Source organism: Streptomyces sp. RLB3-17, from assembly GCF_007113425.2.
In the GTDB taxonomy this organism is placed as follows: Bacteria; Actinomycetota; Actinomycetes; order Streptomycetales; family Streptomycetaceae; genus Streptomyces; species Streptomyces mirabilis_D.
The window spans coordinates 4092585-4108223 of record NZ_CP041610.2; the positions used below are offsets into that span (position 1 = coordinate 4092585).

Consider the following 15639-nt stretch of genomic DNA (forward strand, 5'->3'; position numbering starts at 1 on the left):
GCGCCGCCCACCCTCGTATCAAATCGGTTCGGGGACACCTCGCCTCATCGTGCCCCTTACCGGCTCATTCGCCGCCTCGTTTACCCAGGGCTTACCGAAGGCTTGTTGACAATCGTTTCCAGGTTTGTTGAAAATGACTGTCATGAACGTACGACGGCGCCTCGCCGCTTCTCGAATAAGCACTGCCGGGTCCGCGGCCCTGGCAGCCACCGCCGTCGGCCTCGGCGCCCTCACCGGCTGCTCGGTTTCCACGGCGGCCGGCGGCAGGAGCGACGGGAAGCTCGACATCGTGGCGTCGTTCTACCCCATGCAGTACCTCGCCGAGCAGATCGGCGGGACGCACGTGCACGTCACGAGCCTGACCCAGCCCGGTCAGGAGCCGCACGACCTGGAGATCAGCGCCCGGCAGACCGCGCAGCTCCAGTCGGCGGACGCCGTCGTCTACCTCAAGAACCTGCAGCCGGCCGTCGACGACGCCGTGGCGCAGTCCGAGGTCAAGACCAAGATCGACGCCGCGTCGCTGACGACCCTGGAGAAGCACGGCAACGAGGTCGGCGGGCACGCGGCCTCGCACGACACCTCCAAGGGCGAGGAGAGCGGCTCCGCCGACCCGCACATCTGGCTCGACCCGGTGAAGTACGGCCAGGTCGCCGAAGGGGTCGCCAAGGCCCTCAAGAAGGCCGACCCGAAGCACGCCGCGGACTACGACAAGAACATGGCGGCGCTGCGGAAGAAGTTCGCCGATCTCGACACCCGGTACAAGACCGGGCTGGTGAACACCAGGACCAAGGTCTTCATCACCACGCACGCCGCCTTCGGCTACCTCGCCGAGCGCTACGGCCTCACCGAGGAGGCCATCAACGGTCTGGACCCGGAGTCGGAGCCCAGCGCGAACCGCGTGAAGGACCTTGAGAAGATGGCGAAGGCCGACGGCGTCTCGACGGTGTTCTACGAGACGCTCGTCAGCGACAAGACCGCCAAGACCATCGCAGGCGACGCGAACCTGAAGACGGACGTCCTCGACCCGATCGAGGGCATCACCGGCAAGTCCAGGGGCAGCGACTACTTCCAGGTCATGGAGTCGAACCTGAAGGCGCTGCGAACGGCGTTGGGCGCCAAGTGACACCCAGTCCCAGTTCCAGGAGGACAGCGTGAGCGAGCCCGTCATATCCCTGCGCGGCGTGACCGCCGAGCTGGGTTCGCGCCCCGTCCTGCGCGGCATCGACCTCACCGTGCACCGCGGTGAGGTCGTCGCGCTGCTCGGCGCCAACGGCTCCGGCAAGTCGACGGCCATCCGCAGCGTCATCGGCCAGGTCCCGGTCAGCGGCGGCGAGATAGAGATCTTCGGCACCCCGCGGCGCCGCTTCCGCGACTGGAAGCGGGTGGGGTACGTGCCGCAGCGCACGACCGCCGCGGGCGGCGTGCCCGCCACGGTGACCGAGATCGTCGCCTCCGGCCGGCTCTCCCGCGCCCGCTTCGGCGTGCTGCGCAAGGCCGACCACGAGGCCGTACGGCACGCCCTGGAGCTCGTCGGCATGGCGGACCGCGCCAAGGACTCGGTGAACGCCCTGTCGGGCGGCCAGCACCAGCGCGTCCTGATCGCCCGCGCCCTCGCCTCCGAACCCGAGCTGCTGATCATGGACGAGCCGATGGCGGGCGTCGACCTCGCGAGCCAGGAGGTGCTGGCCCGGACCCTGCGCGAGCAGGTCGCGGCGGGCACCACCGTCCTGCTCGTCCTGCACGAGCTGGGCCCCCTGGAGCCACTGATCGACCGCGCGGTCGTCCTGCGCGACGGCTGCGTCCTGCACGACGGCCCGCCCCCGCGGGCGGTCGGCCAGCACGCGCTGCCCGGCCACGACCACGTACACCCGCACGCGGCTCACGACGCCGAACCGATCCGGACGGGACTGCTGAGCTGATGGGACCGCAGAGCTGATGGACATCCTGAACTACGACTTCATGCAGCGGGCGCTGCTCGCCGCCGTCCTGGTGGGCATCACCGCGCCCGCCGTCGGCATCTACCTCGTCCAGCGCCGCCAGGCCCTGATGGGCGACGGCATCGGCCATGTCGCGATGACCGGTGTCGGCCTCGGCTTCCTGCTCTCCACCAACCCGGTGTGGATGGCGACGGCCGTCTCGGTCCTCGGCGCCGTGATCATGGAGCTGATCCGCTGGTACGGCAAGACGCGCGGCGACATCGCGCTCGCCATGCTCTTCTACGGCGGTATGGCGGGCGGCGTGATGTTCATCAACCTCGCGCCGGGCGGGTCCAACGCCAACCTGACCTCGTACCTCTTCGGCTCGCTCTCCACGGTCTCCCAGTCCGACGTGACGGCGATCTGCGTGCTCGCGGCCTTCGTCGTCCTGGTCACTCTCGGCCTGCGCCGACAGCTGTTCGCGGTCAGCCAGGACGAGGAGTTCGCGCGGGTGACGGGTCTGCCGGTGCGCGCCCTGAACCTGCTCACCGCCGTCACCGCCGCCGTCACCGTGACGGTCGCGATGCGGGTGGTCGGCCTGCTCCTGGTCAGCGCGCTGATGGTGGTCCCGGTGGCCGCGGCCCAGCAGCTCAGCCGCAGCTTCGCCGCCACCTTCGCGATCGCGGTGGCCATCGGGGTGAGCGTGACGATCGGCGGCACCGTGACGTCGTACTACCAGGACGTGCCGCCCGGTGCGACGATCGTGTTGCTGACCATCGGCGCGTTCATCGTGCTCACCGTGCTGGCGACCCCGCTGGCCCGGCGCCGTGCCCGGGCCCTGGCAGCCGCGCAGGGGGCCACAGACCCCGCGGAGTGCGCGATTCCGGCCACCCGCGGCCCGGAACGCAAGGTCGGCGTCTGACCACGCACAGTCCGGGCTGGCACAATGGCCGGGCAAGGGCAGACGTGAGGAGGCAACGGTGACAACCGCTGGATCGCCCGTTCGGGGCCGTTCCACCCGGCAGCGTGCCGCCGTGGCGGCGGCGCTCGACGAGGTGGACGAGTTCCGCAGTGCGCAGGAGCTCCACGACATGCTCAAGCACAAGGGTGACTCCGTCGGACTCACCACCGTGTACCGCACGCTGCAGTCCCTCGCCGACGCCGGCGAGGTCGACGTACTGCGTACCTCCGACGGCGAGTCCGTCTACCGCCGCTGCTCCACCGGCGAGCACCACCACCACCTCGTCTGCCGCGTCTGCGGCAAGGCGGTCGAGGTCGAGGGCCCGGCCGTCGAGAAGTGGGCGGAGGCGATTGCCGTCGAGCACGGCTATGTGAACGTCGCGCACACCGTGGAGATCTTCGGTACGTGTGCGGAGTGCGCTGCCGCCAAGGGGTAGCCGGGGGTTCGTTTTGATCTGCGGGCTCGTGGGGGCTGGGCGCGCGGTTCCCCGCGCCCCTGAAGGGGGCGCCCCCTGACGGAGCGCCCCCTCACGCATCGGGCCCTATTCCGCTCGGCCCCGCATGCCCTGCTCCATCGCGAGCAGTTGCTCGTTCGGGACAGCCCCGCCGAAGCGGCGGTCGCGCTGGGCGAACTCGACGCACGCCCGCCACAGGTCGCGCCGGTCGAAGTCCGGCCACAGCACGTTCTGGAAGACCATCTCGGCGTACGCGCTCTGCCAGAGCAGGTAGTTGGAGGTGCGCTGCTCGCCGCTCGGCCGCAGGAACAGGTCCACGTCGGGCATGTCCGGGTAGTAGAGGTACTTCGCGAAGGTCTTCTCGGTGACCTTCGACGGGTCGAGCCGGCCGGCCTTGATGTCCTCGGCCAAAGCCTGCGCGGCGTCGGTGATTTCGGCGCGACCGCCGTAGTTCATGCAGAAGTACAGCGTCAGCCGGTTGTTGTCCTTGGTCTGCTCCTGGGCGATCTGGAGCTCCTTGGCCACCGACTTCCACAACTTGGGCATCCGGCCCACCCAGCGGACCCGGATGCCGAGTTCGTCGAGCTGGTCGCGGGTCTTGCGGATGAAGTCGCGGTTGAAGTTCATCAGGAAGCGCACCTCGTCGGGCGAGCGCTTCCAGTTCTCGGTGGAGAAGGCGTACAGCGAGATGGCGCCGACCCCCATCTCGATCGCGCCCTGCAGCACGTCGAGGACACGCTCGGCGCCGACCTTGTGCCCCTCGGTGCGCGGCAGGCCGCGCTCCTTCGCCCAGCGCCCGTTCCCGTCCATCACGATCGCCACGTGGTTCGGGATCAGCTCACCGGGGAGCTTGGGCGCGACGGCGCCGGACGGGTGCGGTTCCGGCGTCTTGTACTCGCGGCGCTGGCGTCCCAGGATCCCGCGTACGACCATGTGCTTCTCGTCTCCCTCAGTCTTACTTTTCCACGTACCGGAGTGAGCGCAGCCCGCGCTCCAGATGCCAGTGCAGATAGGCCGACACCAGCCCGCTGCCCTCCCGGACATACCGCGGCTCGCACGCGTCCGCGGTCTCCCAGTCTCCCGTCAGCAGCGCGCCGAGCAGTTCGAGGGCCCCCGCCGAGGGTACGACGCTGCCGGGCACCCGGCAGTCCACGCAGACGGAACCTCCCGCCGCGACCGAGAAGAACCGATTCGGTCCTGGCATCCCGCACTTCGCGCAGGCGCTGAAGCTGGGCGCGTAGCCGTTCACGGCGAGGGAGCGGAGCAGGAAGGCGTCGAGGACGAGGTGCGGCTCGTGCTCACCCCGGGCGAGGGTGCGCAGGCCGCCGACGAGCAGCAGATACTGCTGCACGGCGGGCTCCCCCTCGTGATCGGTGAACCGCTCGGCGGTTTCGAGCATGGCCGTACCGGCGGTGTAGCGCGCGTAGTCCGTCACGATCCCGCCGCCGTACGGAGCGATGGTCTCGCTCTGCGTGCACAGCGGCAGGCCGCGCCCGATCAGCTCGCTCCCCCGCGCGAAGAACTGCACGTCCACGTGCGAGAAGGGTTCGAGCCGCGCGCCGAACTTCGACTTGGTCCGCCGCACGCCACGGGCCACGGCCCGTACGCGGCCGTGACCGCGGGTGAGCAGCGTGATGATCCGGTCCGCCTCACCCAGCTTCTGGGTGCGCAGCACGATGCCGTCGTCGCGGAACAGACTCATGGGGCCATTCTCGCGTACGCAAGGGCATGCGCCGGCGGGTGCCGTACTTCTTGCCGGTGAACATGGCCGACTCGCCTGGCGGCCGCTGAGTGTCTCCGCCCGGCTTTCGCGTGCCGCCGAACACGCGGCGAAGATCGAGGCCGGGTCCCCCGAGCAGTCGCGGGGTGCCGCGTGAAGGTGCTCAGGCCCGTGATCTAAGACGCCGGGGCACTGATCGCCGCGGAACGGAACCACGCCGCTTTCTGGCGAGCCCACCGCTCCTACCTCACCGCGGGCGGCCTGCCCCCGGCACCCGCACCGGTCGTGGCGCAGGCCTGGCGGGATGGCGCCCGCCAGGCCCAGTCGGCCCGGATCCTCAACGGCTGTGAGATCCCCGTACTCGATCACGCACTCACCAGGAGGGTGGGGGCGCTCTTGGGACAGGCCGCCACCTCGAACCCGGTCGACGGCACCGTCGCGGTGCCGTCGGCGGACCTCGGTGCCGTGATCGTCACGTCGGACCCCGGAGACATCCAGCACCTCCTGGACCGGCTCGGCCCCGCCGGCAGGCGTGCCGAGGTCGCTCCGTTGCGCTGACGTCGGCCGAACCACCGCTCACGGGACCTCACCGCGGCTGCGTGCGTTCGCACACGCCGTGGCCGCGCTGAGCCGCTCCGCCGCGGTGGCCCGCCGGACGGCGTCCGGCGCGCAGTCCCACTCCTTGCCCCCACCCAGCGGTCTCAGCTGTACGTACGGTCCCTCGTGTCCCATCACCATGCCCACCCTCCCTGTGTGCGTGTCGACGACGTACGAGCCGATCGGCGGCTTCGTCGGCGGCCTCACCGCTGTGCCGCCCGCAATTCCTCCACCGTTACCTCCGCCTCTTCGACGCAGAGCGCCGCGTGCTGTGCCTTCACGCTGCTCCCCCGACTTTCCGAGTTTCACTCTTCGCATCCTTGAAGTGACGCTCCGCATCTACACTCGGCAGGAGTCTGTCCCACGCTCCCCAACCCCAGGTCAGCCGGCCTTGCCGGTGTTCGAGTGACGCAGGCACTAGTGTGATGCCGCAGAACAGGCGTGCGACACAGGGGATTTGGGAAAGGTGACCGGCCATGCCGCTGAGCACCGGGGAATCGGAGTCCATCGGGTCGATAGGCGGCTACACGCTCGTCGACCGGCTCGGCAGCGGCGGTATGGGCGTCGTCTACCTGGGACGCTCCGCCTCGGGACGGCAGGTCGCGGTCAAGGTCGTACACGCGCAGTACGCACAGGACGAGGAGTTCCGCGTCCGCTTCCGGCAGGAGATCTCGGCGGCCCGCCGGGTGAGCGGAGCGTTCACCGCTCCCGTGGTGGACGCCGATCCGGACGCCGAAGTGCCGTGGATGGCGACGCTGTACGTGCCGGGCCGGACGCTGTCCGAAATCGTGGCGAAGGAAGGCCCGTTGGGCGGGCAGGCGCTGCGCACACTGGCGTTGGGGCTCGTCGAGGCGCTGCGGGACATCCACCAGGCCGGTGTGGTGCACAGGGATCTGAAGCCGAGCAACGTCCTGCTGGCCGAGGACGGTCCGCGCGTCATCGACTTCGGTATCTCGCGCGCCGCCGACAACCAGGCCCTCACCGTGACGGGGCGCCTGATCGGCACCCCGCCCTTCATGTCCCCGGAGCAGTTCGCCTCGCCCCGGGACGTCACCGCCGCCTCGGACGTGTTCTCGCTGGGCTCGCTGCTGGTGTACGCGGCCACCGGCAACCGTCCCTTCGACGGCGGCAGCCCGTACATGACGGGCTATCAGGTGGTGCACGAGCAGCCGGTCCTGGACGGCGTACCGGAGCCCCTCAGGGGCATCGCCGAGCGCTGCCTGGACAAGGACGCGACCGCCCGGCCCGACCTCACCGAGCTGCACCGGCTGTTCAGGGACCTGCCGGACGTGGCGACCGCCCCGGCCGCTCCGGCCGCGTCGGGCCCCTCGACCGTCGTGGGAGGCCGCGGGGCCGTCCGGAGGCACGGTGACACGACGACCTCGACCGGCTCCGGCCGGCGCGGTCGCCGGGTACGCCTCCTCGTCGCACTCGGCGCCGCCCTGGCCGTCACGGCGGTGTCCGCGTCGGTGTACTACCTGGTGGCGCGCCCCAAGAGCACCGAGGGCACGCCCGGCGGGCGGACAACCGCGTCCCACGCCGCCGCTTCTCCCGCCGCGGCGCTCCCCGCCGGCTGGAAGCCCTGGCGCGCGAACCTCACCCAGGCCCCGGACAAGGCGTACGCGGACATCTCCATCAGCGGCTCGGAATCCGGCTGCGTGGCCGGCGGATCCTCCCTGTACTGCGCGGGGTCCGGCTTCACGGTCGCCAAGCTCGACGCCGCGTCCGGCCGCGTCGAGTGGCGGGCCGGCCACACCCCGCAGACCACCCGGCCGCTCGGCGTCCGGGACGGCGTCGTGTACACCTACGAGAAGCCGGGCCTGAACGTGCGTGAGACCTGGCGGCTGGTCGCCCTCTCCGCCGACACCGGAAAACGGCTCTGGTACCGCCCGATCAACGAGGTCTGGCCCGCCGTCCTGTTCGACGGCGGCGTCCTGGCGAAGTCGGACGACGGGGAGGACGGGACGGAGTTCGTCGCCTTCGACGCCCGGACGGGCAAGGACCTGTGGCGGACACCGGCGAAGTCGTCGGTGACCAACTCCTGCTCCCCGCTGGCCCTGGACGGCGTCCCCTACGGCCTGTGCACGCAGCAGAACTCCGACACGGGCTCGGCCGGCCTGGTGCGCCTCGACCCGGCCGACGGCACGGCGCACGACCTCGCCGCGCTGCCCCACGGGGTGGTGCCGCTCGGCACCACGGGCGGGCAGCCGCTGTTCGCGGTGCCACGGAACGCGGCGGAGGACGAGTCCGTCGACGCCGCGGACACACCGTACTCAAGCCTGCTGAGGGTGAATCCGACCAGCGGTGCCCTCGTCCGGATCCCGCTGGCGGGCCCCCCGCGCGGCTCGGCCACCCTTCTCGACGGCGTCGTGTACTTCGTCCGGCCCGACGGGACCGTCACCGCGGTCAGGGTGACCGACGGCGCCCGGCTCTGGCAGCGTGAGACGCAGATCGAGAATCTGTCGAAGCCGGCGCTGTCGACGACGTACGACGACCTCTTCTTCGCCAACCGCTACGGCCGGCTGCTCGCGCTCGACCGCGCGACCGGCGCCACGCGGTGGCACACGGACAAGCTGGACAACCCGGGGAACTCGCCGGAGACCACGGTCCCGAGCCTGCTGCTGGTGAAGGACGCGATCGTGGCCGTGGCGGGCGACACGGCCTTCTCCGTACGTCCGGACCGCCCCAGGGCCACTCCGAAGCCGGCCGCGGCCACCCACTGACGCGACGCACGACGCGACGTCACGTCACGTCGTGTCGTGTCGTGTCGTGTCACGTATCGCTGAGGCCCACGTCCCAGAGCTCCCGGAACCGCTTCACCCGCTGCCTGAGATGGTCCTCGCGGGCGTTGAGCGTGGTCTTGGCGTTCTCGTGCAACAGGTCCGGCTCGACTTCGTAGCAGAGTGTCTCGTCGAAGATGACGAAGTCGTTCGTCGTGCCGCGCCGGACGTTCGGCGGGAGCTCGGACAGGGCTACGACGCGCGTGTCGATGCCCATGTTCCGCTGGTCTTCGCAGAGTCGGAGCAGGGCCGGGTCGACGCCCTCCGGCTTCTGCACGATGAACAGACGCCGCACCTTCACACCCCGTTGTGCGATGGCCTCCGCCTGTGCCTGGAGATAGCGGAGGGCGGGCTCGCTGTCCCAGTAGTTGCGCTCCACGAAGCTGCTGGTGGCGTCCATGGTCCCGGTGGTGCACTTGGTGAGGGCCATCAGCCAGTCGTGGTTCTCGCCGGGACAGTCGGCACTCATCGTGGTGAGGTTCTCCATGACCGACGCGAGGCGATCGATCTCCTCGCGGGCGAAGGCGCTCACGAGGCCGGGCCCCAGGGAACTCACCCGCGTGGCGCTGCGGGCCAGTCGCGTCACCCCGTCCAGGCGCAGCATGGAGTGGTCGAGGGTGTCGAAGAGTTCGGTCGCCTCGCTGATGTCCGTGAACCTCCGGTCGACCAGGGTCCGCATCTCACGGTGGTGGCCGGTCAGACGGTCGGCGACTTCCCGTGCGTACGCCTGTTGACCGGTCTCCACCGAGGCCAGCCGTCGTTCGAAGTCGACCATGTACTGGACGATGAGCGTCGCGCCGCCGATGACGATGGAAACCGCGAGTTGCCACAGTTTGTTCTGGTCCTGGTTGATCAGGTTCGTCGTCACGTACGCGATGGTGGCCACGACGACGGTGACCAGTGTCTTCAGCAGAACCGGCGGTATGCGCAAGCCCTCCGCCGTCCCCGGAGCCGGTATCGGTGCCGGTGCCGGTGCCGGTGCCGGTGCCCCTGACGATCCGTCCATTCCTGCCTCTCCCCCCGCGGGATCGATCCTGGGATGTTCCGATCAGCGTGACGCCAGTGCCTCACGCAGCAACGGTATTGCCTGGAGGGCCAGTTGGTCCCGGATGCGTTGAACCAGGGTCTGCCACTGCCGGCTGAATCCGGGTTCTCGCTCGAGTACCTCCCAGAGCGGGCCCAGTGCCGGGTCCACGTGGGCCCTCGGCATCCACAGGTGCAGCAGATGGTCGACGGCCGGGCGCAGTGCCAGGACGGTGGCGGCCCCGCCGCTCGCTCCGAGCCGGCTGGTGTCCAGCATCCGTACGACCGTCGTCAGAAGCCAGTCATGGAGGGCGAGGTCCTCGCACAGGCCCGCGACGGCGGACGCCTCCTCCGCCGCCGGGACGCGCAGTTCCACGGTGCGCAGTTCGTCCTCGGCGAGGGTGAAGCGTTCGATCGAGGCGCCTTCGCCGTCCGAGGCCCGCAGCGCCACCCAGCGCAGTCGGGTGGCGCGGGACTTGAAGGGGGCCTTCCGATCGAGGAGGGGATGCCTGCGCAGTTGCGCGAGCAGGCCCTCGGCGATCAGTCCGAGATGCAGCTCGCCCTTCTGGGGATCTCGCAGAATTCCCTGGGCCAAGGCCTGTTCGGGCAGCTTGCCGAACGGCTCCAGCACCCCGGGACGCACCAGGTAGTGGCCCCACGGCTGCCGTCGGTCCGGTCCCGCGGCCGGGGCCCGGAAGTACGCGGTGGCCTGCAGGACACGGCCTTCGGTGAGCGCGGCGCGGGCGACGACCGTACCGACCGCGCGCACCTTCGCCCCGCCGGCGGCCGGCAGCCGGCAGTCCACCCCGGTGAGCGTGTCCGGTGAGAGCGCGTACACCTGGGGCCGTTCGGAGACGAGGACGCGTTCGTCGGAGCGCAGTTGCAGGAGGTGGGCGGCGGCCCGGGTGTCCAGCGGCTGGAAGGACGGCAGCAGACAGGTGCGTACTTCGCCGCAGGCGAGCACCGCGTGGGTCGAGTCCCTGGGGCTCCGCATGTCACAGGCCCGCGTAGAAGACGTACGCGACACGGTCCGCGACGGCGTCCGGCACGGGCGTGCCCTCACGGGTGGCGCGTTCGGTGACCTGCCGCAGCGCTCCGGAGTCCACGTCGGTCTGGTCGAGGATGACGCGCACCGCGTGCTCGACGGGCACGAACCGGTTGGGGAGCACGGAACAGGTGCGGTAGGCGCTGAAGGGTGCCGCGGAGGTGTTGAGCTGAAGCAGCGGCGGGAGTTCGTCCCAGTCGCGCGGGAAGTCGCCGGAGCTCCAGGGGCGCGGTGCGAGGACGGGCTCGCCCTCGTTGCGCAGGAGGCCGAGGCGGGCCAGTTGCCAGACCGCGGCGAGGAAGGGGCAGGACCAGGTGCGGTGGCCCTCCTTGTCGTCGTCCCACAGTTCGATGTCCAGGAAGACGGAGTGACGGCGTGCCGCGGTCTCGTGGGGCGGCCGCCAGGCGGCGGCCGTCGTCATCGCCCGCGTGGTGCCGGCGGACGGGGTGCGTTCGCCGTTGGCGAGCCAGCCGGTCACCCCGACGGGTGGACGCAGGCCGTAGGTGCCGGGCGGGGGTGATTCGACCAGGCGGTGGGAGACGGACTCGGCGAGGGGCACCTTGTCCGCGACGGCGCAGCCGGATTCCCTGGCCAGGTAGTCGATGACCAGCCCGGCCCGCTCGGCCTCGGCGAGCAGCAGCGGGACGAGGTCGGCGGGCGAGGAGAAGCGGGTGAAGTAGTCGTCGATCAGGAAGCAGGTGCTGATGCGGGGCCGCCTGCCCGCTGCCCGGACGGCGGCCTCCGCGCGGGCCGCGTCCACCCAGGGCCGTACCCGTGCGAAGTGCCGGCGCAGTCGGTCGGGGCCCTCCTCGAAGTCCTCCATGTACAAGTGGCCCAGTTCCAGGGAGAGATGGGAGAGCGGTACGGATCGGGTGCTGGGCTCCGCGGTGGTCTCCCGGAATACGGCTTCTGTCACGGCTGCCCCCAGTACATGTCGTCGGTCAGCCTTCGGGCGAGGTTCTCCAGCGCCTCCAGGGTCTGCTTGTTGGCGATCTGGGTGGAGAGGACGTCCTCTTCGGTGATGAGCTGCTCGCGCCACTGCAGGACGGGTTCGAGGGGGACGCTTCCCAGCACCCGGCTGTCACCGATGCCGTGTTCCGAGGCCAGCACGCGCAGTTCCTCCTGGCACTTGTGCATCCAGGCGATCTGCGCGGGTGACACATGGGACCACAGCGGGGATTCGGGGTCGGGCACGGCGGCGCGGACGAAGCGGATGGCGTCCCGGAGTACGCGCTTGTCGTGTCCCCTGGCCTCGCCGGCTTCCAGGATGCCGTGCTTCTCGAACACCAGCCCGTGCACGGCGATCACGTGCTGCCGGGTCCAGCGGTGGAAGACCAGCCAGCGGGTCTCGACGCCGCGCATCTCGGGCTGCGCGGTCACTTCCAGCGCCATCTCCACCGCGTAGCTGCGGCCGGCGCTCAGGTCCACGATGATCAGGTCGAACTCTCCGTTCAGGCGGAGCATCAGGTCCGCGCAACGGCGGAGGGTCCCCTGGTTCGTGGCGAACTCGCCGCCGCTGGGGTCGCCGGGCAGCAGGACGAGTCGGCCCGCGCCGTTGGGCTTGTTCCGCAGGACGGGGTGCTCGGTGAGTTTCCAGATGTCGAAGCGGGCCGGCTCGCCGATCGTGCCCTCCAGATAGGAGTGCAGGCCGCTGCCCTCGGTGCCGCGCGGGGCTGTCGGTATGTCGAAGACGGCCACGGCGGTGGGTGAGCCGAAGTCGAAGTCCACGTAGCACACGTCGTCCCCGGCGAGCGCCCGCTGGTAGGCGAGATTCGCGCTGGTGACGGAGCGGCCCGTGCCTCCCTTGTCGGAGGCGGCGAAGACGAACACGGTTCAGGCCCCCTGAGCGTCGTCCCTGGCCTGGGCCAGGGTTTCGAGTTCGCCGAGCACCGACAGGGCCAACGCGCAGGCCGATCCGGGCCGTTCGTCGACGATCCTGCGGGCGCGGCGGAGCCTGATCTCCAGGCTCTTAAGCGCCCTCCCCTGCCCGCTGCCCGGGATGGCCGGCACCTCCAGTTGTTCATGGCCCAGGAGGTGGGTGGATTCGCTGAGCAGGGCCCGTGCGAGGGTGGTGAGTTCGGTGCTGCGTATGGGTCGCTGGGAGTAGAGGTCGTGGGCGGCGACCATGCATTCGGTGACGCGCTCGGTGACGCTCCAGGACGGGGGTTCCTCGCTCCGCGGCGCCGACGGGTAGACCGCGTGGACGTCGTCCCACAGACCGGTTCCCTCGCCCTCCTCGATGCGGCGCTGCCACAGATGCTCGAAGACCTGTTCCGCGAGCCGCAGGAGCCGGTCGTGGGAGTCCGGGTTGCGGGACAGCGTGCAGAGCTGCACGGTCCGTTTGAGCAGCTGCGCCGAGAAGTCGGCGATGGTCCACCGCATGGGTGGGCCCAGGGCCTCGCTGCCCTGCAGCGGCAGTGCGACACCGGGCCGGTGCAGGAGCAGGGCGGTCGCGTCGTCACGGGCCATCCTGCTGGTGATCCGGCCGTGTTCGGCGAGGCGCTCCATGACGTCGACGGTGCGGGTGAGGTCGTCGTCGGTGGCGCGGCGGCGTACCAGGTCGTGGACGAGGATGGCGGCGACGGAGAGCGAGAAGTACGGGGACTCCAGTTGCTGGCCCGTGGTCCGCCAGGGGATGTCCTCCAGCGGCCAGCGCTGGGCGTCGAAGCGGGCGATGCCCGACCAGTACTGCTGGGTGATCTCCCAGCGGAGTCGGAGTGCTTCGGCGAGCTTCTGCTGTTCGGGGTTGAGCAGGCCGAGGGTGAGGGTGCGGTCCGAGAACAGGTCCTGGATGCCGTCCAGGGCGACGACGGTGAAGTAGAGGTACGGCACGGGGTCGGCGACGCCGTTCGGCTGCGGCCCGATCGGTTCGTCGGTGGCCACTTCGGGCGCGTCCTTCACCAGACTCCAGGTCCAGCCGCACTCGAAGAGCCCGCTCTCGTCGCGGAGGGCCTCCTCGACGTCGACACCGAGGACGACGCTCTCCGTGAGGGTGGCGCGCAACGACCGGAAGCGGCGCTGGAAGGTCTGCAGGACGAGCCGTGGGGGCAGCCGCCCCTGGCCGAGGAGTTCGCAGAGCGTACGGCCCTGGGGGGACTCGGCGTCGAAGACGTTGACGGTGAACGAGCGGAGCAGGCTCACCATGGCGGCGGTGAGCCGGTTGCTGCAGGCGGTCTTGAGTTCCTGGATCAGGTGCAGCATGTCGCGGCGGCCGGTCCTGGCCTCGTACGTCCTGAGGAAGCCGAGGGTGGCGAGGCAGAGGGTGACCGACATCGAGTAGGAGTCGACGACCTCCATCTCCCGCTGCTTCCCGGTGAGTTCCCGGCCGTCCTCCTGGGGGGCGAAGTAGTGGCCGCCGGCGAAGGTCGGCCGCTCGTCGTCACCGGTGTGCCTGCGCATGAAGTCGCCGACGGCCGTCAGGAGGAGCCCGGGGATCTCCGTCCGCCCGCCGGGCCGTCCCAGCGCCTTCTCCACGTCGTACTGGGTGAGGTCCGGGTCGTCGAGACGGAATCCGGCGATCTCGGTGGCCGGGTACATCAGACAGAGCAGCCGCTCGGCATCCGCCACGCTGCTGAGCCCGCCCCATTTCCCCCAGGACCAGGCACCGTCGTCGATCGAATTTCTGGCCATCGCCCGCCATATGTCCAACAGGTGCTGACGCGGCTCGATCCGCATCCCCATGCCCCCTCACAGGTGATGTCGCCCAAACGGCCTGCTTTCGACGGTATCAGGATCACGCAGCCCGCAGGCCAGGATCATTCCCGTGTATCCCTCGCGGAGAACGTTCGGCTGCCCCATCCGGCACGTCTCCACATTTCCCGCGAATCCCACGATGCTGTCGCGTACCTGGGATTCACTCACGTCACATGCGGGAAATTGATTCTGGCCCACCGCATAGCCCATGGAATGCTCCATGAACGCGGCCGCGAAGGGTGCTCCCGGTGCGAGGGCTCGCATGAAGCATTCCACCGCGCTCCGGAACTCCTTGCGGGAGGTCGTCATGGACTCGGCCACGAAGAACATGGTCCCCATGGACCACTTCCCCTCCCGGCGGACCAGGTCGAAGAGATTGCCCTTCTCGATCCGGACGGCCCGGCGGAACCTCGTCCGGGGGTCGCTGCCGAGCGCCGCGTACGGCCCGCTCCGGCTCAGGGCGTCCCAGAACTGGTCCCAGTTCGGGTCGTACCGGTCCACCTGAGCTTCCAGATAGCTCACGTTCGCGGCCGAGCGGTCGAGCAGCGTGATCTCCTCGCACCAGGGCAGCATCGCGAGAGCGGGGTAGAGATTGGCTCCGGCGCCCACGTCGATACCCTGAATCCGTTCAGTGGGATTCCTGCGGAAATGATCACTGAAATGGCTTCGCACGACGGCGATGATCTCTTCGTCCTCGGCGACCATGGAGCGGTAGTTGTGTTCAATGTAGGTACGAGGGTCGAAGTAGTCCCAGGGTGCGTCCGCATTCAACTGGTCGACGTGCCCCGGTGATCTCGAATCCATGCCCCAAGGTATCAACACGACCAGGCCGTCGACTCTCCTTCAACCCGATCCGGCGCACCGGCGGATGCAAGGGGGGCGCATTGCGGCAATAGGAGAAGCGATCTTCGATTCACCCCTTGAAGGATCGTGCCGCGCCACGCGATGCTGACCGGATGTCCGCTCATCCTTTGGTTCCGTTCTCGCCGCCTTCCGACATTGGGCCCTTTCGCATACGACCGGCATCAGAGGACGACCTGCCCGCGCTCGTCCGCCTGGACACGGAGCTCTTCCCGGACTTCGCGTACCCGTACTTCGCGCTGCGCCAGTTCCTCGACATGTACACGGACCATCTCCTCGTGCTCGACGACGGCTCCTGCCTCCACGGCTACGCGCTGAGCGCACCCTCCGCGGACGGGTGCAGGAGCTGGATCCTGGGCCTGGGCGTCGCCAAGCAGCTGCGGGGGCAGGGACTGGCCCGACGGCTCATGCAGGAGACGCTTCGGAGGCTGCCCATCGACGGAGTGCACGAGGTGTGGCTCACCGTGGAGCCGACCAACACCGCCGCGATCGCCCTCTACCGGTCCCTGGGATTCGCCGAACAGGGCGCCCGAGAGGGCTACTTCGGGCCGGGCAACGACCGTCTTCTGCTGGCGTTGCGCCACTGACC

The 15639-nt window shown here is 69.8% G+C and carries 16 protein-coding genes; 7 read left to right on the forward strand and 9 right to left on the reverse strand.

The window, feature by feature from the left end:
• The first annotated feature begins 142 nt into the window (after positions 1–142).
• The 4 genes from FNV62_RS18885 to FNV62_RS18900 are packed head-to-tail and all read left to right on the forward strand — an operon-like array spanning position 143 to position 3313.
• Positions 143–1123, forward strand: a complete 981-nt coding sequence (locus FNV62_RS18885) for a metal ABC transporter substrate-binding protein (RefSeq protein WP_143613332.1) — start codon at positions 143–145, stop codon at positions 1121–1123.
• Between the two features lie 28 nt (positions 1124–1151).
• Positions 1152–1919: a metal ABC transporter ATP-binding protein gene (locus FNV62_RS18890; RefSeq protein ID WP_054235483.1), complete on the forward strand. Its 768-nt coding sequence runs from the start codon at positions 1152–1154 to the stop codon at positions 1917–1919.
• A 16-nt stretch (positions 1920–1935) separates the two neighbouring features.
• Positions 1936–2838: a metal ABC transporter permease gene (locus tag FNV62_RS18895; RefSeq protein ID WP_054235482.1), complete on the forward strand. Its 903-nt coding sequence runs from the start codon at positions 1936–1938 to the stop codon at positions 2836–2838.
• A gap of 58 nt (positions 2839–2896) precedes the next feature.
• A complete protein-coding gene (locus tag FNV62_RS18900; RefSeq protein ID WP_054235481.1) occupies positions 2897–3313 on the forward strand; it encodes a Fur family transcriptional regulator in 417 nt (138 codons plus the stop codon).
• A 105-nt stretch (positions 3314–3418) separates the two neighbouring features.
• On the opposite strand, the gene FNV62_RS18905 is transcribed toward FNV62_RS18900, so the two are convergent.
• Positions 3419–4264: an isoprenyl transferase gene (locus FNV62_RS18905; RefSeq protein WP_054235480.1), complete on the reverse strand. Its 846-nt coding sequence runs from the start codon at positions 4262–4264 to the stop codon at positions 3419–3421.
• A 22-nt stretch (positions 4265–4286) separates the two neighbouring features.
• Entirely contained in the window at positions 4287–5033 is a 747-nt protein-coding gene (gene recO / locus FNV62_RS18910) for a DNA repair protein RecO (protein WP_054235479.1), read from the reverse strand.
• 303 nt (positions 5034–5336) lie between these two features.
• On the opposite strand from recO, the gene FNV62_RS18915 reads away from it, so the two are divergent.
• Positions 5337–5609 carry a hypothetical protein gene (locus tag FNV62_RS18915; RefSeq protein ID WP_143654987.1) on the forward strand — a complete coding sequence of 91 codons (273 nt, stop codon included), beginning with the start codon at positions 5337–5339 and terminating at the stop codon, positions 5607–5609.
• 18 nt (positions 5610–5627) lie between these two features.
• Here the strand turns inward: FNV62_RS18915 and FNV62_RS54605 are convergent, their stop codons facing one another.
• On the reverse strand, positions 5628–5789 hold the full coding sequence (locus FNV62_RS54605) for a hypothetical protein (protein WP_095854768.1): 162 nt from the start codon (positions 5787–5789) through the stop codon (positions 5628–5630).
• Positions 5790–6124: 335 nt separating this feature from the next.
• On the opposite strand from FNV62_RS54605, the gene FNV62_RS18920 reads away from it, so the two are divergent.
• Positions 6125–8371: a protein kinase domain-containing protein gene (locus tag FNV62_RS18920; protein WP_144315438.1), complete on the forward strand. Its 2247-nt coding sequence runs from the start codon at positions 6125–6127 to the stop codon at positions 8369–8371.
• A 49-nt stretch (positions 8372–8420) separates the two neighbouring features.
• Here FNV62_RS18920 and FNV62_RS18925 read toward each other — a convergent pair whose 3' ends face one another.
• The 6 genes from FNV62_RS18925 to FNV62_RS18950 form a co-directional block, all read right to left on the reverse strand.
• Complete coding sequence (locus tag FNV62_RS18925) at positions 8421–9359, reverse strand: DUF6879 family protein (RefSeq protein WP_060896489.1); 939 nt, start codon at positions 9357–9359, stop codon at positions 8421–8423.
• A 117-nt stretch (positions 9360–9476) separates the two neighbouring features.
• Positions 9477–10445, reverse strand: a complete 969-nt coding sequence (locus tag FNV62_RS18930; protein WP_054235474.1) for an SCO2521 family protein — start codon at positions 10443–10445, stop codon at positions 9477–9479.
• Between the two features lies 1 nt (position 10446).
• Positions 10447–11412 carry an SCO2522 family protein gene (locus FNV62_RS18935; RefSeq protein ID WP_143608031.1) on the reverse strand — a complete coding sequence of 322 codons (966 nt, stop codon included), beginning with the start codon at positions 11410–11412 and terminating at the stop codon, positions 10447–10449.
• Positions 11409–12326 carry an SCO2523 family variant P-loop protein gene (locus tag FNV62_RS18940; RefSeq protein ID WP_097284654.1) on the reverse strand — a complete coding sequence of 306 codons (918 nt, stop codon included), beginning with the start codon at positions 12324–12326 and terminating at the stop codon, positions 11409–11411. The genes FNV62_RS18935 and FNV62_RS18940 overlap by 4 nt, the downstream gene beginning before the upstream one ends.
• Positions 12327–12329: 3 nt before the next feature.
• A complete protein-coding gene (locus FNV62_RS18945) occupies positions 12330–14171 on the reverse strand; it encodes an SCO2524 family protein (RefSeq protein WP_097284655.1) in 1842 nt (613 codons plus the stop codon).
• Between the two features lie 12 nt (positions 14172–14183).
• Positions 14184–14993 carry an SCO2525 family SAM-dependent methyltransferase gene (locus FNV62_RS18950; RefSeq protein WP_143654989.1) on the reverse strand — a complete coding sequence of 270 codons (810 nt, stop codon included), beginning with the start codon at positions 14991–14993 and terminating at the stop codon, positions 14184–14186.
• 152 nt (positions 14994–15145) lie between these two features.
• Here FNV62_RS18950 and FNV62_RS18955 point away from each other — a divergent pair, with 152 nt between their 5' ends.
• Complete coding sequence (locus FNV62_RS18955) at positions 15146–15637, forward strand: GNAT family N-acetyltransferase (protein WP_054235470.1); 492 nt, start codon at positions 15146–15148, stop codon at positions 15635–15637.
• Positions 15638–15639: the final 2 nt, after the last annotated feature.